The following is a 16,791-nucleotide window of genomic DNA, read 5'->3' as shown; positions in this document are numbered from 1 at the left end:
GTTCACAGGAACAATGAGAATGGACAGCCCTCAATTTTTACCTTATGAGCGGTTTCAGGAATTGTTGCATGTCTTACAGCAGTCAGGTTTTTCATGCATTGGTCCGCAAGTACGTGATAATGCCATTGTTTATGATGTGATTCATCATACGGAGCAATTACCATGGGGCTGGCGTGATCGACAATTGCCTGGTGATTATACGTTGGAATGCTGTGATGAGCGTCAAGCATTTGCCTGGAGTAACGGGCCACAGGCACTTAAGCCGCTTTTATTCAAACCGCGAGAAACCGTTTGGCGAGTGGTGCGTGATGCAAAGGGTCGGTTGCAGTTTGAAGCACATCAACCTAAAGAGCCTCCCATGGCTGTTATTGGTGTACGCTCTTGTGATTTGGTGGCCCTGGCCATTCAAGACAAGGTATTTATGGCAGGGAACCATCAGGATGCTCGTTATCGTGAACGTCGGGAACAGTTATTTGTAGTGGCGGTCAATTGCAGTCATTCTTCCAGTAATTGTTTTTGTGTTTCCGCAGGCACTGGTCCCGGGGTTAAAAGTTCTTTTGATGTTTTAATGACTGAAGTGGATGATGGTTTTGTGGTGCAAAGCGGCAGTGAACGCGGCGCACGGATATTAAATCATTTACAATTATCGCAAGCAGCCTTGGGTCAATGGGAGAAAGCTTGCCAACAAACTCAGCAGGCAGCTGACCAGCAGACGAAGCGGATTCCTTTGGATAATAAACGGGGATTGCGTGATTTATTATTTGCTAATTTAGGCCATCCGCGCTGGGAAGAGGTGGCGGAACGTTGTTTATCCTGTGGTAATTGTACGCAGGTTTGCCCCACTTGCTTTTGTCATAGTGAAAGCGATAAACCAAGTCTTGATGGCTCAGTCAGTGAGCATCAGCGTGAATGGGATTCCTGTTTTACTGATGGCCATAGTTATTTAGGGGGCCATCCTATTCGTGGGCATACAAGTCAGCGTTATCGGCAATGGTTAACGCATAAGGTTGGCAGTTGGTTTGATCAATTTGATAGTAGTGGGTGCGTTGGTTGCGGGCGGTGTGTGACTTGGTGTCCTGTTGGGATTGACATCACGGAAGAGTTGGCCGCGATATCCGGCGAATCAAATGTAAGAACGGACGCAGAGAGGAACGGGCGAGATGAATAAAAGGTTCGTGGATTCTTATCTTCCCCATGCAGCACAAATCATTGAGCGTGTGCAAGAATCAACGACCATTTTTACTTTAAAGACCCGTTTTCTGGATGCTAGCGTGTGTTTTGCGTTTCATCCAGGACAATTTAGTATGTTGTATTTGCCTGGAGTGGGTGAAATACCAATCTCCATTGCGTCTGATCCAGAAGAAAAATCCTATTTAAGTCATACGATACGGGCAGTAGGGCGAGTGACGAATGCCATGCAGAGGCTTAAGACAGGGGACCTTATAGGCATTCGTGGTCCTTACGGCCGAGGATGGCCCATGGCTGAAACAACAGGCAAAGACGTTGTCATTGTCAGCGGTGGTTTAGGTTGTGCTCCAACGGTGTCTGCAATCAAATACCTATTAGCCAGACGTGCGCATTATGGCCATTTGACCATTCTGCAAGGGGTAAAACATAGTGATGATCTCATATTTCGTAAACAATATAGCGAATGGCAACAGAGGTCTGATACCACGGTTCGCATTGCGGCGGATATCGCTGGAGCTAAATGGCCATGGTATGTTGGTTATGTAACGGATTTGATTAAACCATTAAATTTAATACCTGACCAGACAATGGTTATGATGTGTGGACCTGAAAGGATGATGCATACAGCGGTATTGGCTTTAATTAAAAAAATATTCCAGAATCTGCTATTTATCTTAGTATGGAACGTAATATGGCCTGTGGAATTGGTCATTGTGGTCATTGCCAATATGGCGGATTGTTTCTTTGCAAAGATGGGCCTGTATTGGCTTATCCACAATTAAAAGCGTTGTTTGCTGAAGCTGGTTTTTAAGAGCCTGTCTAGGGATTGTTTACTATGAATAAACCACGGTTGGCTGTGCATAAATTTACTTCTTGTGATGGCTGTCAGTTGGCGTTCCTAAATGCGGGGGAAGCATTGTTAATGCTGACTGATTTGGTTGAAGTTGTGCATTTTGCAGAAGCCGGATATCTTGATCTTGCAACGCCTGTGGACATTACTTTTGTTGAAGGTAGTGTGTCTACCCCTGATGAAATTGAACGGATTAAAAAAATACGTAAACAAACCACTTACCTGATTACCATTGGTGCTTGTGCAACGGCAGGAGGCATTCAAGCTTTACGAAATACTGCTAATCATAAAGCCTGGATGTCTGCGATTTATGCGACTCCAGACACCATTGCCACGTTAAGCACTTCTTCAGCCATTGCCGCGCATGTTAAAGTGGATTGGGAATTATGGGGATGCCCAGTGAATACGCAACAAATTTTAGAGACGATTCGTTCTTTGTTGTCTGGGGCATCCCCGCAAATTAAACAGGATGCGGTATGCATGGAGTGTAAGCGCCAGGGACACGTGTGTGTACTTGTGACTAAAAAGGAACCTTGCATGGGGCCGGTAACGCGAACAGGATGTGGTGCACTTTGTCCAGGGATAAATCGTGCTTGCTATGCCTGCTATGGTCCAGCAGAAAATCCTAATCCTCAGGCATTAGGAAACTGGTTTTACCAACATGGTTTTGATAAAAGCACGATAGCCAGACAATTTTTGCATATCAATAATCAGGCTGCGGCGTTTCAGCAAGCAGGTTCTTATTTTAAAGGGATAAAAATTGTCAAAAAATAAAACCAAAACGCTACAAGTCCCAATCCTTGCCCGAGTAGAAGGAGAGGGGGCACTTGCCATTCAAATAGCAAGAGGAAAAATCCAATCGTTGCAATTACAAATCTACGAGCCTCCGCGGTTGTTTGAAAAATTTTTGGAAGGCAGACGGGATGAAGAAGTGCTGGATATTGTAGCAAGAATTTGTGGCATATGCCCTGTTGCTTATCAAATGAGTGCTGTTCATGCGCTTGAACAATGCTATGAGATAAAGCCCACTCCCTGGATTCGGGAAATGCGTCGACTGTTTTATTGTGGGGAGTGGCTTGAAAGTCATAGTCTGCATATTCATTTTTTAGCGTTGCCTGATTTTCTTGGATTCAAGACTGCTCCAGAGATGGCAAAAAAATATCCTGAGGAAGTACGGCGTGGCCTGCGGTTGCAAGCACTGGGTAATGATTTGATTTCTTTATTTGGCGGTCGTTCCGTGCATCCTGTAGGTGCTTGTCTTGGCGGATTTTATAAAGCTCCTTTACTGCGGCAAGTGCAAGAATTACTGGTTAAGGTTGAAAACAGGCTGGCGGATGGTAAGGCACTGTTGCAATGGGTTGCCTCCTTGCCTCTTGCAAATAATGCTCATGAATTCATGAGTGTTTCATTACGTCATACCGATGAATATCCTATGAATGAAGGCAACATTGTAGCGACAAACGGTCTGAATATTCCCATTGAGTGCTTTGATGAGCATTTTAAAGAATTGCAAGTCCCTTATTCCACCGCCTTGCATTGTCTTCTGCATGGTCAACCTTATTTGGTAGGGCCCTTGGCGCGAGTAAATCTTAATTTTGATCATCTTCCGGAAGAAATCAAACAAATTGTACAGGAGGCAGGCATTCATTTTCCAAGTCAAAACATGTACCACAGCATTGTCGCACGTGCTGTGGAAATCTATTATTGTATTCAGGAAGCCCAGCGAATTTTGCAACATTACGCTTATCCTACGTCTTCCCGCTTAGCTATTCAGCGCCGGGAAGGAGTGGGTTATGGCTGTACGGAGGCCCCGCGAGGATTGTTATGGCATTCTTATCAATTGGACGAAAATGGGTTTGTCAAAACGGCACGTATCGTTCCGCCCACCAGTCAAAATCAGGCGCGTATTGAAGAAGATTTGCGTCTTTCTTTGCAACAGTTTGGTTTATCCAAAGAGGATGATGTTTTGCGCGCGTATAGTGAAATGATCATCAGGAATTACGATCCCTGTATTTCATGCTCAACGCATTTTTTAACGTTAAAGGTAGCTCGTCAGTGACTGTTGTGCGGGTGTTTGGGATTGGTTCGCCGTTTGGCGATGATCAGCTTGGCTGGGAGGTTATTAAATTATTGCAACAACGAGAACGGCTGTGTCATCTATTGTCTAAAGGCTTGACGTTGATGTGGGCCGATCGACCAGGCCTTCGTCTTTTAGAATGGATGCGTGGTGTAAATACGATGATATTAATTGATGCGGTCAAAACTGGTGCTGCGGTTGGCACATGCTATCGTTTTCTACAGGATGAATGTTCAATGCTCTCCAATGGTTTGTCTACCCATGGCATCGGGCTCGCAGAAGCCATTGATATTGCTCGGGCACTTCATGAATTGCCAGAGAAGCTTATTATCTATGGAATGGAAATAGCAGAAGTAGAAGGTAACTTTCATCTCACAGCTCCTGTGACCCAGGCACTCCTACCGCTGGCGATCCGGGTAGAGCAGGAGATCATGGATTTATTTAACGAATGAATGATTTGAATTTTAGAACCTGTTTCAGTCGCCAATAAGTCCATGTTTTTTATGATGGGCTTTGACGGTTTCATCAAGCCCAGCTGCTTCGGTAAGAGCCGCAACGTTGTCTTTCGTAAAAAATCCATCAAACCCGTGACAACGCTCCACATATTCGGTGATGAGGAGTGAGAGAGCAGAATGTTTTGAAAAGATTTGTTGTAAATCAGGGGTATCACCGCACGATCCAAACACTTTGGCCAGAAAATCAATGTGTGCATTTTTTTTCAAGGTGTTGATGACATAATCAATATTTTTTCCGCCACCGGGATGATCACCATCCACGACTTCCATGGCGATATGGTGCATGCGACGACCATAATTACGCACAAAATTTTCTGTTGGCATGGGTAAATTTTTAAAAGAATTAACCATGTATGGTGTATTGTTTGCGGTAAATACTTTGGCAGGAGAGCGAATATCATCGCCGTGTTTGGCACGGTTAACATTGGTGGATGAATTCATATCATTGATGTTATAAGCACCCCAGAAATAATAGTTGGATAAACACAGAAATTCTAAAATAGCATCTTCCCGTTCACCAGCCAGGATGCGAGTTGCCATATGATCAATCCCTTTTATCAAAGATCTCAACCCGCTTTCTTCGGTAAATTGATTGGTCTCATCTAATTCTTTAGCTTGTTCCTTGGTCAATGTAAAACGCTGGCCTAATTCGAGCTGTTTAAAATCCAGCACATTGTCTTCAGTATAGCCAATGGAATTGAACGTAAGATCGGATAGCCGTGTAAATTGAAAATGATGATTACAATAAAATTTATTTTCAGTGAGCTCCGAGTCATGAAAGCGAAATTCCTGGGACATTAAAATTTTTTCGTTTCATTTAAATGTTTTGTCTTAAATATTTCTCCCACATAACGAGCATTAAATTTTTCTCGTGCATTTGGATACATTTTGTTAAGGCGAGTAATGTCATCTTTAAAATTAGGATCAAGTGGCTCTAGGACGATGTATATGGGAGTATGCTTTTTATTAACCAAACAGTAGATTTTGTGTGTGTTGTTAATATAGCTTGCCTCGTAACGATAAGGCGTCATGAGGTACAATTCTTTCAAATAGGACAGGGCATCGCCAGTTTGCACTTGTACGACGACAGCACACATATCACCAAGCAACTCTTCCAGTCCACTGGTTTTACGGCGTTCATAGATTTTTATGCGGTATTCGTTAAAATAGTCGGAATTATGCTTATCCCCTTTAGGCTCATAGGCAAATGGATTAATCATGTTACTCTCCCATCTTATGCCGCAACAAATGGTTTATATTCTGGATACCACATGGTTTCTTTTATTTTGTTTTCTATTTCATGTTCTGACAATTTATCGACATGCCCTTCCTGAATCGCTTGCTGAATGACTGCTTTAGCGATATGGCGGCTTACGTTGCGTATATTTGCTAGTTCTGGCAATAATCGTCCTTCTCCAGTATTCATCGCTGGCGCCAGCTCACTTAATGCGATGGCAGCAGCCATCATCATTCCATTGGTGACCCGTCTGGCTTGCCCTGCTACCACCCCAAGGCCGACTCCAGGAAAAATATAGGAGTTGTTACATTGAGCAATGTTTATTTCGCGGTTATTGATATTCACGGGGTCGAAGGGGCTACCGGTGGCAACCAAGGCTTTTCCTTTAGTCCAGTATAAGAGATCATGCGGGGTGGCTTCTGTGCGTGAAGTAGGATTTGACAAAGGGAAAATAATTGGCCGCTGACAATAACTGGCCATCGTTTGGACGATGGCTTGGGTAAATTGGTTTGGCTGTCCAGATACTCCCAACAAAATGGTGGGTTGTGCGTTATTAATAACATCAGCCAGGTTGATTCCCGTACTTTGCAGTTTCCAATTGCTTAATGATTCATTGGCACGGGCAAAAGGCTTCTGAAAGGGTAGCAAAGCAGGCATGGAATCCTGTAATAATCCCATTCTATCGACTAAATAAAAGCGAGAACGTGCGTCTTTTTCATTCAATCCTTGATTAATCATGGCTTGAACCAGTTGTTCACTGATGCCGCATCCTGCTGAGCCTGCTCCCAATAAAGCAATGCGATGTTCTTTTAAAGGCATGCCGCTTACTTTCGTAGCGGCAATAATGGCAGCAACGGCCACGGCAGCGGTGCCCTGAATATCGTCATTGAAGGTGCATAATTGATCTTGATAACGTTCCAGCAAAGGATAGGCATGCTGCTGGGCAAAATCTTCAAATTGTAAGAGTGTATTGGGGAAATAGCGTTTAATGCTTTGGACAAACCGGTCAACAAATTCATCATATTCATCCCCAATCAGACGAGTGTGGCGCCATCCTAAGTATTCAGCATCGTTTAATTTGTCCTGATTATTGGTACCGACATCCAGAATGATTGGTAAGGTTTCGGCTGGATTGATGCCGCCACAGGCTGTGTAAAGAGACAATTTTCCAATAGGAATGCCAAGCCCTCCTGCTCCTTGATCCCCCAAGCCTAAAATGCGTTCACCATCAGTTACGACAATAACACTGATTTTTCGAGTAGCGGCCACTGCTTTTAGAATGTGATCGATTTTGTCCAATTCAGGATAACTGATGAACAAGCCGCGTGGCTGACGATAAATGTGATGAAAAAATTGGCAAGCTTCGCCAACAACCGGTGTGTAAATGATGGGCATCATTTCTTCTAGATTATCAAGCACAAAACGATAAAACAAAATCTCATTTCTATCTTGCAAAGCACGCAAATAAATATGCTGCTCCATCGGGGTTTGTTTGGCAGAATAGGCATCACGACAACGAAGAATCTGTTCCTCTATGGTTTCGGTATTAGAGGGTAGAAGTCCGAATAATTGAAAGGTTTCCCTTTCTTTTTCACTAAAGGCAGTGTCTTTATTTAATAAAGGATCCCGTAATAAATTTTGCCCATGTTTGTTTACCTTAATCGCCATTTGAAATACTCCCTGTAAAGAAATGGTGCTTGAAATAAAAGTATATGCTATAGACTATAGCAAAAAATATAGAAAAAGATTTATAACTTATTGGATTAAAAAGTATCTTAATTGCAAATCCATAGCAATGAATTTCCCATGGTATTGATTTTGTATAGTCCTAGAACAATGGCTATTCGTTAGATGACGGAAAATCTGAGCATCTATGGTTGGTTTGTGTAATTCATAAATAATTTATAAAGTGTTCAATAAAGATACCATTTTAATGAAGGTTTTGTTATAATTTGCGCCACTTTTACTATCCTGGCCAGAAGTGATGTTGTCTGATTCGGTTACTGTCGATTCTCGAGTCGTTTTTCCTCGTGGTGATTGGATGGCTTGGTTGGTCTGTCTTTCAGCCGGATTGTTTTTCTTTTATGAATTCTTTCAGCTTAACCTGTTTGATGTGATCAATGCCCCGTTGCGTGAAGAATTTCAGATAGATGCCGCTCAGCTTAGCTGGATGTCCAGCACGTATTTATGGGCTGATATTCTTTTCTTATTGCCTGCAGGCATTATTCTTGACCGCTTTTCCACTCGGCAGGTAATTTTGACGGCTATGTTCGTGTGTGTGATTGGCACGGTTGGTTTTGCACTCACTAATGCTTTCGCTGTGGCTTCTTTCTTTCATTTTCTTTCAGGCATTGGCAATGCTTTTTGCTTTTTGTCTTGCGTGGTGTTGGTGTCCCGTTGGTTTCCGCCGCGACGCCAGGCATTAGTCATTGGGTGTTTAGTGACTATGGCGTTTATTGGCGGCATGATGGCGCATACTCCACTGGCTTATTTGAATGCCCATTATGGCTGGCGTAATGCGTTGCTGCTGGATGGCGGTGTAGGTGTTTTGTTGTTTATATGGATTTTTTGGTGGTTAAAGATTGGCCATGCGAGCAAGTGCAGCATCCTAGAAATCAAGTGAAGATGCCCTCCAATTTTTTACAGGCATTGACCAATCGGCAAAACTGGCTTGCTGGTCTTTATACCTCCTGTCTGAATTTACCAATTATGGTACTTTGTGCTCTGTGGGGAGCCAGTTATTTGGAAGTGGTTCATCAATTACCTAAAATGGATGCCAGTAATGTCGTGAGTTTGATTTTTATCGGTAGTATCCTAGGTTGTCCCTTGGTGGGTTGGCTTTCTGATAGTATGGGTCGGCGCAAACCACTGATGGTTGTTGGTGCGATTGCTGCTTTGTTGACGGTGATGCCCTTATTTGCGGGCATCGCATTATCTAAAATGGCTTTAAGTGTTTTATTTTTCGTGCTGGGTGTGGTTACCAGCACGCAGGTGATTACTTACCCACTGATTGCAGAAAGCAATCGTTCAAGCAATACGGGAGCTGCCACTGGAATTGCTTCCGTTATCATCATGGGTGGTGGTGGTGTAGGCCAGGTATTGTTTGGATTACTCATGCACCATCATGCTGGCATGGCGCATTATACGGTGGCTGATTTCCAATTTGCCATGTGGATGTTCCCAATCGCCATCATCGTGGCATTGCTGGCTGTTTTATTTACCCAAGAAACCTATTGCAAATCGTATTCGTGAGGAGCTTTTATGCAGCAGATGGCTGAAGAGAGAGGGTTTTATCTGATTAGAACGTCACTGTTGCCTTGGATTGTTTGTTTTGCCGCATCCTTGTTTTTCTTTTATGAATTTATTCAGGGAAATATGTTTGCATCGATTGCAGACAACATCATGAAAGATTTCCACATTCAGGCTGACAAGATGGCATATTTGTCGAGTATTTATTATTTGTCGAATGTTATTTTTCTTTTTATTGCCGGGATATTGCTTGATCGTTTTTCGACCAAAAAGACCATCTTGGTGGCTATGTTTCTTTGTGTGTTAAGTACCTTTCTTCTGGCTTATGCCCATTCATTTTATCTGGCCCTTTTTTGCCGTTTTATTACGGGAATAGGCAGTGCTTTTTGCTTTCTTGGGCCAATCCGTATCGCTTCAAGATGGTTTCCACCGCAACGGATGGCCTTGGTGACAGGCGCTATTGTGACTATGGCAATGACTGGTGGCATGTTGGCGCAATACCCACTGACAAAATTGGTCATTCAGGTAGGGTGGCGTGATTCGCTGCATTGGGTTGGCTGGTTGGGCATAGTGATGTTGATGTTCATGTTTTACTGGATTAAGGATAAGCCGGAAGACATTGTCGAACGACCCCGTCGGGAAAACAGTTTATTATCAACCGCCAAAATGGCTTATTTAAATTTACAAACATGGCGAGCAGCCTTGTATACCAGTTTAATGAACATGGCGGTTGCTGTGTTTGGCGCAATGATGGGTTCGCTGTATTTAATGCAGCGTCTTGGTGTCAGTAAAGAAGAAGCTGCCATAGTGAATTCCATGTTATTTTTAGGCGCTATCATTGGAGGGCCCTTGATTGGCTGGTGCTCAGACAAGCTGGGGTTGCGGGTATTGCCGATGAGAATCGGTGCCATTGCTTCTTTATTAACAATTTTGGGTATTTTATATTTACCTGTTTCCTTAGGGATGATGACGGTGTTGTTTTTTTATTGGGCTTTTTTACGGCATCGCAAGTCATCAGCTATGCTCTCGTGGCAGAAAGCAGTTCTCCGACCATGACGGCAACGGCGGTGAGTCTTGTTTCTATTTTGACCCAAGGTGGCTACATTATTTACCAAAATCTCTTTAGCCTGTTGCTGGTGCGGCATGGCGGCATGAATATGGTGGATGGGGCGCCAGTATATTCATTCGGTGATTATCAAGCAGCAGCGACCATTCTGCCTCTTGGTTTATGCATTGCTTTATTGGTTTTATTTAAGTTAAAAGAAACTTATTGCCGGCAGATAACACAACAGGATTAGGCATATGGATTCAGTACGGGTTTGTATTTTATTAATGGATTCCTTGGGAATTGGTGAAAGTCTTGATGCTGTAAATTATGGAGATGAAGGCGCAAATACCTTTGCCCATATTTATCAAGCATGTCAGGAAGGCAGGGCGGATAAGCCTAAGTTGCGGCAAGGACCTTTACGGATACCTAATTTGGCACGCGTTGGTTTATATCATGCTGCGGTTGCGAGTTCGGGATTAAAAGTGCTGGATTTGTCTACACTGGCGGAGCCTGCTGGATATTACGGGTATGCTGTAGAACAAAGTTTAGGTAAGGATACGCCAAGTGGCCATTGGGAATTGGCCGGTGTTCCCGTGCTGTTTGCCTGGGGATATTTCCCGGAAAAATACCTTGTTTTCCTTCCGAATTGATTGACGAGTTTGTCAAGCGTGCAGAATTGCCTGGGGTGTTGGGGCAAAAGCATGCTTCGGGGACGGATATTATTGCAGAGTTGGGAGAAGAGCATTGTCGCAGCGGCATGCCTATTGTTTATACGTCAGCGGATAGTGTTTTCCAAATAGCAGCCCATGAGCAGCATTTTGGCCTGGAACGTTTATATAAGATTTGTGAGACAGCACGTCAATTGGTGGATAAATATCAAATCGGGCGAGTGATTGCCAGGCCATTTACTGGTGAGCCAGGAACTTATAAGCGTACAGGGAACCGTCGCGATTATGCAACATTACCGCCAAAACCGACGTTGTTGGATTATCTTAAACAAGCGGGCAGAGAAGTGATAGCCATTGGTAAGGTGGCTGACATTTATGCTCACCAAGGCATCACTCAAACCATAAAAGCAGATGGCAATATGGCTTTATTTGATGCAACACTGGCGGCTATGGAGTCTGCTCCCGATGGCAGTCTGGTGTTTACCAATTTTGTTGATTTTGACTCTTCTTATGGGCATCGCCGCGATGTTGCCGGTTATGCCCATGCATTGGAGCAATTCGATGCCCGCCTTCCTGAATTAGAAGCTTTGCTGAAGCCAGGTGATATGGTTGTTATTGCTGCGGATCATGGTTGTGATCCCACGTTTTCAGGTTCCGATCATACTCGTGAACATATCCCTGTATTGGCGTTTGGCCCGAATATCCATAGTCAATTCATAGGCCGGCGTGATACATTTGCCGATATCGGTCAGAGTCTTGCAGAGCATCTTGATATTGGCCTATTACCGCATGGTGTTTCTTTTTTAAATCCGTCATGAATGACTCAATTGCATTATCCACTATTGCCCTGGGAAGTGAGGCTGACTTTGAAGAGCTTTATGTCCGCTGGTCAATGAGTTTAATGCGATAAAGTTTAGGCCAAAATTTACCTGTTACTAACAAGGTATTCGTGCCTTTATCATAAGCAATGCCGTTGGCAACACAAATTGTTGAAGGGCAAACATAAGTGGCGGGTTTCAGTGCCTGAATATCTAGCCATCCCTCTACCTGGCCTGTTTCAGGAGAAAGAATGACGATGATGGAAGTCGGCCATACATTGGCATAAATTTTCCCTTGGATAAATTCCAGTTCATTAAGCGAAATTAATGGTTGATTATTGATTTTAGCCGTTAGCATTTTTGATGGTTTAAAGGTTTTTGGATCGAGGAATGTCAATACTTCTGAACCATTGCTCATAATGAGCTGTTTGCTGTCACTGGTGAGCCCCCAACCTGGACCTGAATAACGAAATGTTTTTGTAATGCTAATGATTTCTTATGATAAACAAATGCAGTTTGTTCTCGATACGTTAATTGATAAAGTTGATTGTTTAAAAGAGTAAGGCCTTCAGCAAAGAAATGTGGAGCGAGAGGAAGAGTTTGTATGATTTTTCCTGTTGATAAATCGATTTTTTGTAATTTAGAGTGTTTATAGAGTCCGCTGCTTTCGTATAAATCATGCTTATCTAACACTAATCCTTGGGTAAAATGATGGGCATGAGGATAAGTTTCTACAATTTCAAAATCGTATTTGGCGATATGAGTTGAAAAAAGTTGGCGCTGCAAAGAAGTTTGAGTGATGGTGGGGGGCGCTGTCCATGAATCGGTTTGCCTGCTGCCACATGCGAAACAGGTCAGAGATATTAAAACCAAGTGACTGTAGCGAAACCAGTTTAATTCGAAGATTTTTTTCATGTCTATAGCTTAACAGAAACGTTCTGTTTATCACTATGATCCTGGTTTTTTTAACGATTTTTGAAAGTAAAAAGAATGGTTCAATGGTCATTTATCTGATTTATAGGCATGTCATCATTGATTTTATTGTTTTATTTATATACAATGTGAAACTTTTTAACATTTAGGAGTGATGTATGTTTCGTTCCCGCCAACCAATTGACCCATTTACACAATCGTCATTTTCCCATTCATCGTTTGGCCATCCATCGTTTGCTCGTCCGCCGCTTGCCCAACCATTTGCTACAACAGCAGCTCCCGGAACGTTTATTCCAAGACCTCAACAAGAAGAGGTGGATTTTGCAGCATTGATGGCTGCCTTACGAGAACGTGCTGCACGCTATCGTGCTCAGGCACCAGGATTTTTTACACCCTATCGTAGTGGCGCTGATTTTGGTAGAACGTTAATAGCCCCCGTTGCTGCTCCACTGGCGCTTGGTCTTTTAACGGCAGTGAGTGCCGCCGCCGCTGCCATTGCAGCTGCCGTTTGTGTGGGCAGTCTTTTGGTGGCTGGTGTTTCTGCATTGGTTGGTGCGAAACGAGTGAAAGACGCCAGTTTGAATCTTGCACTTATTAGTGGAGTGATTGCTGGTGTAACTACTTTATTGACGCCATTGCTGGCAGTTGCTGCGGCTGTTTCTCTTCCTGCAACCATCGTAGCATTAGTGACTCGTAGTGGGGCAACTACCGTTGATGCAGTCAAGAAAGCATGCGCTTCTGGTGAAGGATACAGACGAGTTGAAAGCGATGAAGCGTTTTTTAGAGGCGACGAAGGTCATCATGCTGATGATGTTGAATTTCCGACTGCATTCGCTGCTCATTAATTTCTACTGAGATTGATGCATTTTGGCCATCCCTCATGGCCATTTGCATAAAAACCTAACCATTCACTGTTCTTCACTATGCGGTGAATGGTTTTTTTTGCCAATTTTAACTTGGTGTGATTTAAATTCTTGCCTTCCCCCATTGATTTTTTTGTAATCATCCCCAACTTAATTATTTTGATGTTAGCAATCTATAAGGAGTTGCCTTGGAACAATTTCGTGGTACGACTATCTTGTCGGTCAGACGAGGAAACAATGTGGTGATTGGCGGAGATGGTCAGGTAACGCTTGGCAATACGGTCATGAAAGGCAATGCCCGCAAGGTTCGGCGGTTATACAAAGATAAGGTAATTGCCGGGTTTGCTGGGGGAACGGCAGACGCTTTTACCCTTTTTGAGCGTTTTGAAAGCAAGCTTGAATTGCATCAGGGGCATTTGGTTCGGGCAGCGGTAGAGTTGGCAAAGGACTGGCGTACGGATAAAATTTTGCGTCGTCTGGAGGCGTTACTGGCTGTGGCTGATCATAAATCGTCGTTAATCATCACAGGAAATGGTGATGTTATTGAACCTGAAGAAAGTTTAATGGCAATTGGTTCAGGCGGGCCATTTGCTCAGGCAGCGGCGCGTGCCTTGCTTGAAAATACCGATTTATCTGCCATGGACATCGTCAAAAAAGCATTAACCATCGCCGGTGAAATTTGTATTTACACCAACCATAATTTAACCATTGAAGAATTGGATAGTGAGTAATTCGATGACCGATACAAAAACCATGATGACCCCTCGCGAGATTGTAGAAGAGTTAGATCGCTTCATTATTGGTCAAGATGAAGCTAAGCGGGCCGTGGCTATCGCACTTCGTAACCGCTGGCGGCGGTTGCAAATTGAAGATGATGCCTTACGCAATGAAATCATGCCCAAAAACATTCTTATGATTGGACCAACCGGCGTGGGTAAAACGGAAATAGCCCGACGTTTGGCAAGACTCGCTGAAGCACCTTTTATAAAAGTTGAAGCCACCAAATTTACCGAAATAGGTTATGTAGGACGCGACGTTGATTCAATCATCCGTGATTTGGCGGACATTGCCGTCAAACAGGAACGTGAACTGGCAATGAAAAAAGTACAGCAGCTTGCTGAGGATGCTGCAGAAGAGCGCGTCCTGGATGTCTTATTGCCACCGGCTCGAGGCACTATGACGGCTGAACGAGATTCATCCACCCGCCAGGTTTTTCGCAAGCAATTGCGCGAAGGAACGCTGGATGATAATGAAATTGAAATAGAAGTAGCAGCCTCTCCAGTAGGCATAGAAATCATGGCACCTCCTGGCATGGAAGAAATGACTAATCAGTTGCAATCCATGTTTCAACAGGTAGGAAGCGGACGGACCAAAACAAGAAAATTGCCAATTCGTAAAGCCATGAAATTGCTTTGTGAAGAGGAAGCAGCAAAACTGATTAACGAGGAAGACATTAAAACTCGTGCCATCGAAAACGTTGAACAAAATGGCATTGTATTCATCGATGAAATCGATAAAGTGGCCAAGCGTGCTGAACACGGTGGTGATGTTTCGCGTGAAGGGGTACAGCGTGATTTGTTGCCTTTGGTAGAAGGTACGACGGTATCGACCAAATACGGTATGATAAAATCCGATCATATTTTATTCATTGCATCTGGTGCTTTTCACGTCGCCAAACCTTCTGATTTAATTGCTGAACTTCAGGGGCGTCTTCCAATTCGTGTGGAATTGTCTGCATTAAGCGTTGAAGATTTTGTTCGCATTCTGACAGAGCCTAATGCATCATTAACTGAGCAATACATTGCCTTGATGGCTACAGAGGGCTTACATCTTGCTTTTGATGCCACAGGGATTCGCCGTATTGCTGAAGTGGCTTGGCAGGTTAATGAGCGTACTGAAAATATTGGTGCTCGTCGCCTGTATACGGTCATGGAGCGTCTCTTGGAAGTGGTTTCCTTTGAAGCTACGGATAAAGCTGGGGAATCGATTCTTGTGGATGAGCAGTATGTCAATGATCACTTAGGTAAATTGGTCGCCGACGAAGATTTGGCTCGTTATATTCTGTAATTATTTAAGTGAATCAGGTTGGACTCAGCACCAACCTGAACCTGTTCATATTAGTCATTGCGGAATAACTCATCGAGACTGATGTCAAGGTTCTGCTGCAGCTGTTTATCAGATGCTAGAATTTGAGCGTGCCACCGCTTTGCTATTGGGGAGTCTGTGGTGGTAAGTTTTTCTGCATCGGATATGCGATAAGGCAACAAATACAAAAATTCATACAAAGTGAGATGAGTCAAATCACGGCTTAGGACATAATGATCATCGGCTGTGGTTTGTATCAATTGTCGTGACGAGAGCACGGCGAGCATATCTCCTATTTCAATAGCAAAAGGCTGATTGCTTGCGTTAATTAAACGTTCTAATGGAACGCTTTTCCCTTCTTGTTGCGCAAGCCACAGGCAGTGCATCCATAGTAAGGCTTGTGAAAATCCATCGAGCGCCATGCCTTGCCGCCTTTGATAGTGCACCGCTAAAGCATAAGTAATTTCTGCCCCAACTAAGGTAATGAGCCAGACCCAATAAATCCATAGAAAAAAAAGAGGGATGGTAGCAAACGCACCATAGAGCAACTGATAAGTGTTGTATTGGCTTAGATAATAAACGAACGCTTGTTTTGCGGATTCAAATAATATGGTGGCAATTAGAGCGCCATACAATCCATGGCGTAACTTTACATGACAATTAGGCACAACCACATACAGAAAGGTAAACCCCATGAATGATAAAAGAAAAGGAATCCAACTTAACAGGAAGGAAGGGGCATGATAGCCTTTAATGAACGGCATGGAGAAAAAATAAGAGCTGGCTGCAAGACTTAATCCCAGAAAGAAAGGCGCCAAGGATAAAATGGCCCAATACAATAAAAAGGCGGACACGCCCTGCCGCGGCGAATTGACTCGCCAAATTTTGTTCATTGAGCGTTCGATGGTATACATGACCAGCAAGGCGGTGATGAATAAAAAAGTACCCCCAGCATGGATAATTTTGATACTTGCGTTGCGAAAAGTTGTAAATAGTCTTGAATCACTTTTCCTGTGGCAGGTACAAAATTTTCAAATATGAACTCTTGCAACGGACCTCTTAATTGATAAAAGACCGGGAAGGTGGATAAGATGGTAAATCCTACGGACATCAAAGGAACAATGGCAAGCAAGGTAGTAAATGCAAGCGCCGAGGCGCGGTAAGTGCAATCATCCTCAATAAAATGATGAATAACAAAAAGAATAAAGCGTTTGCTTTCAACCCATTTTGTCAGCATCTGTTGTTTTAAGTTTGAATTAT

At 43.4% G+C, this 16,791-nt stretch carries 10 protein-coding genes and 6 pseudogenes; 11 read left to right on the top strand and 5 right to left on the bottom strand.

The window, feature by feature from the left end; all coding sequences use genetic code 11:
• The first annotated feature begins 13 nt into the window (after positions 1 to 13).
• The 5 genes and pseudogenes from LOA_RS11120 (at position 14) to LOA_RS11100 (ending at position 4,567) form a co-directional block, all read left to right on the top strand.
• Positions 14 to 1,168 (top strand): 4Fe-4S dicluster domain-containing protein, encoded by a 1,155-nt coding sequence (locus LOA_RS11120; RefSeq protein WP_025386401.1) that lies wholly within the window; start codon positions 14 to 16, stop codon positions 1,166 to 1,168.
• Positions 1,161 to 1,999: pseudogene (locus LOA_RS11115) on the top strand (FAD/NAD(P)-binding protein). The gene LOA_RS11120 and the pseudogene LOA_RS11115 overlap by 8 nt, the downstream one beginning before the upstream one ends.
• A gap of 24 nt (positions 2,000 to 2,023) precedes the next feature.
• Positions 2,024 to 2,812: an NADH-quinone oxidoreductase subunit B family protein gene (locus LOA_RS11110; protein WP_025386400.1), complete on the top strand. Its 789-nt coding sequence runs from the start codon at positions 2,024 to 2,026 to the stop codon at positions 2,810 to 2,812.
• Positions 2,799 to 4,097, top strand: coding sequence for a Ni/Fe hydrogenase subunit alpha (locus LOA_RS11105; protein WP_025386399.1), 1,299 nt, complete (start codon positions 2,799 to 2,801; stop codon positions 4,095 to 4,097). Before LOA_RS11110 ends, LOA_RS11105 begins: the two co-directional genes overlap by 14 nt.
• The gene (locus tag LOA_RS11100) at positions 4,094 to 4,567 is read left to right on the top strand and encodes a hydrogenase maturation protease (RefSeq protein ID WP_025386398.1); all 474 of its coding nucleotides are present in this window, start codon (positions 4,094 to 4,096) and stop codon (positions 4,565 to 4,567) included. Before LOA_RS11105 ends, LOA_RS11100 begins: the two co-directional genes overlap by 4 nt.
• 24 nt (positions 4,568 to 4,591) lie before the next feature.
• Here LOA_RS11100 and LOA_RS11095 read toward each other — a convergent pair whose 3' ends face one another.
• Genes LOA_RS11095 through LOA_RS11090 form a run of 3 tightly spaced genes read right to left on the bottom strand, consistent with a single transcriptional unit; the run spans position 4,592 to position 7,535 of the window.
• Positions 4,592 to 5,428 carry a hypothetical protein gene (locus tag LOA_RS11095; protein WP_274544561.1) on the bottom strand — a complete coding sequence of 279 codons (837 nt, stop codon included), beginning with the start codon at positions 5,426 to 5,428 and terminating at the stop codon, positions 4,592 to 4,594.
• Positions 5,428 to 5,850 carry a hypothetical protein gene (locus LOA_RS15930; RefSeq protein ID WP_274544560.1) on the bottom strand — a complete coding sequence of 141 codons (423 nt, stop codon included), beginning with the start codon at positions 5,848 to 5,850 and terminating at the stop codon, positions 5,428 to 5,430. Before LOA_RS15930 ends, LOA_RS11095 begins: the two co-directional genes overlap by 1 nt.
• A gap of 14 nt (positions 5,851 to 5,864) precedes the next feature.
• Complete coding sequence (locus tag LOA_RS11090) at positions 5,865 to 7,535, bottom strand: NAD-dependent malic enzyme (protein ID WP_025386397.1); 1,671 nt, start codon at positions 7,533 to 7,535, stop codon at positions 5,865 to 5,867.
• 319 nt (positions 7,536 to 7,854) lie between these two features.
• On the opposite strand from LOA_RS11090, the pseudogene LOA_RS11085 reads away from it, so the two are divergent.
• The 3 pseudogenes from LOA_RS11085 to LOA_RS11075 all read left to right on the top strand — a co-directional run bounded on the left by LOA_RS11085 (position 7,855) and on the right by LOA_RS11075 (position 11,650).
• Positions 7,855 to 9,119: pseudogene (locus tag LOA_RS11085) on the top strand (MFS transporter).
• A gap of 9 nt (positions 9,120 to 9,128) precedes the next feature.
• Positions 9,129 to 10,414 (top strand): annotated as a pseudogene (locus tag LOA_RS11080) (MFS transporter).
• A 4-nt stretch (positions 10,415 to 10,418) separates the two neighbouring features.
• A pseudogene (locus LOA_RS11075) lies at positions 10,419 to 11,650 on the top strand (phosphopentomutase).
• Positions 11,651 to 11,708: 58 nt separating this feature from the next.
• Here LOA_RS11075 and LOA_RS15520 read toward each other — a convergent pair.
• Positions 11,709 to 12,565, bottom strand: a pseudogene (locus LOA_RS15520) (glutaminyl-peptide cyclotransferase).
• Between the two features lie 176 nt (positions 12,566 to 12,741).
• Between LOA_RS15520 and LOA_RS13860 the strand changes: the two are divergent.
• The 3 genes from LOA_RS13860 (at position 12,742) to hslU (ending at position 15,513) form a co-directional block, all read left to right on the top strand.
• Positions 12,742 to 13,428: a hypothetical protein gene (locus LOA_RS13860; protein ID WP_025386396.1), complete on the top strand. Its 687-nt coding sequence runs from the start codon at positions 12,742 to 12,744 to the stop codon at positions 13,426 to 13,428.
• Positions 13,429 to 13,634: 206 nt separating this feature from the next.
• On the top strand, positions 13,635 to 14,177 hold the full coding sequence (gene hslV / locus LOA_RS11060) for an ATP-dependent protease subunit HslV (protein WP_025386395.1): 543 nt from the start codon (positions 13,635 to 13,637) through the stop codon (positions 14,175 to 14,177).
• A gap of 4 nt (positions 14,178 to 14,181) precedes the next feature.
• Positions 14,182 to 15,513 carry an ATP-dependent protease ATPase subunit HslU gene (hslU, locus tag LOA_RS11055; RefSeq protein WP_237757955.1) on the top strand — a complete coding sequence of 444 codons (1,332 nt, stop codon included), beginning with the start codon at positions 14,182 to 14,184 and terminating at the stop codon, positions 15,511 to 15,513.
• 50 nt (positions 15,514 to 15,563) lie between these two features.
• On the opposite strand, the pseudogene LOA_RS11050 reads toward hslU, so the two are convergent.
• Positions 15,564 to 16,768 (bottom strand): annotated as a pseudogene (locus LOA_RS11050) (YihY family inner membrane protein).
• Positions 16,769 to 16,791: the final 23 nt, after the last annotated feature.

Origin of the sequence: Legionella oakridgensis ATCC 33761 = DSM 21215, assembly GCF_000512355.1 — a bacterium.
Classification (GTDB): domain Bacteria; phylum Pseudomonadota; class Gammaproteobacteria; order Legionellales; family Legionellaceae; genus Legionella_A; species Legionella_A oakridgensis.
This window is presented reverse-complemented; position numbering and strand designations above follow the sequence as displayed.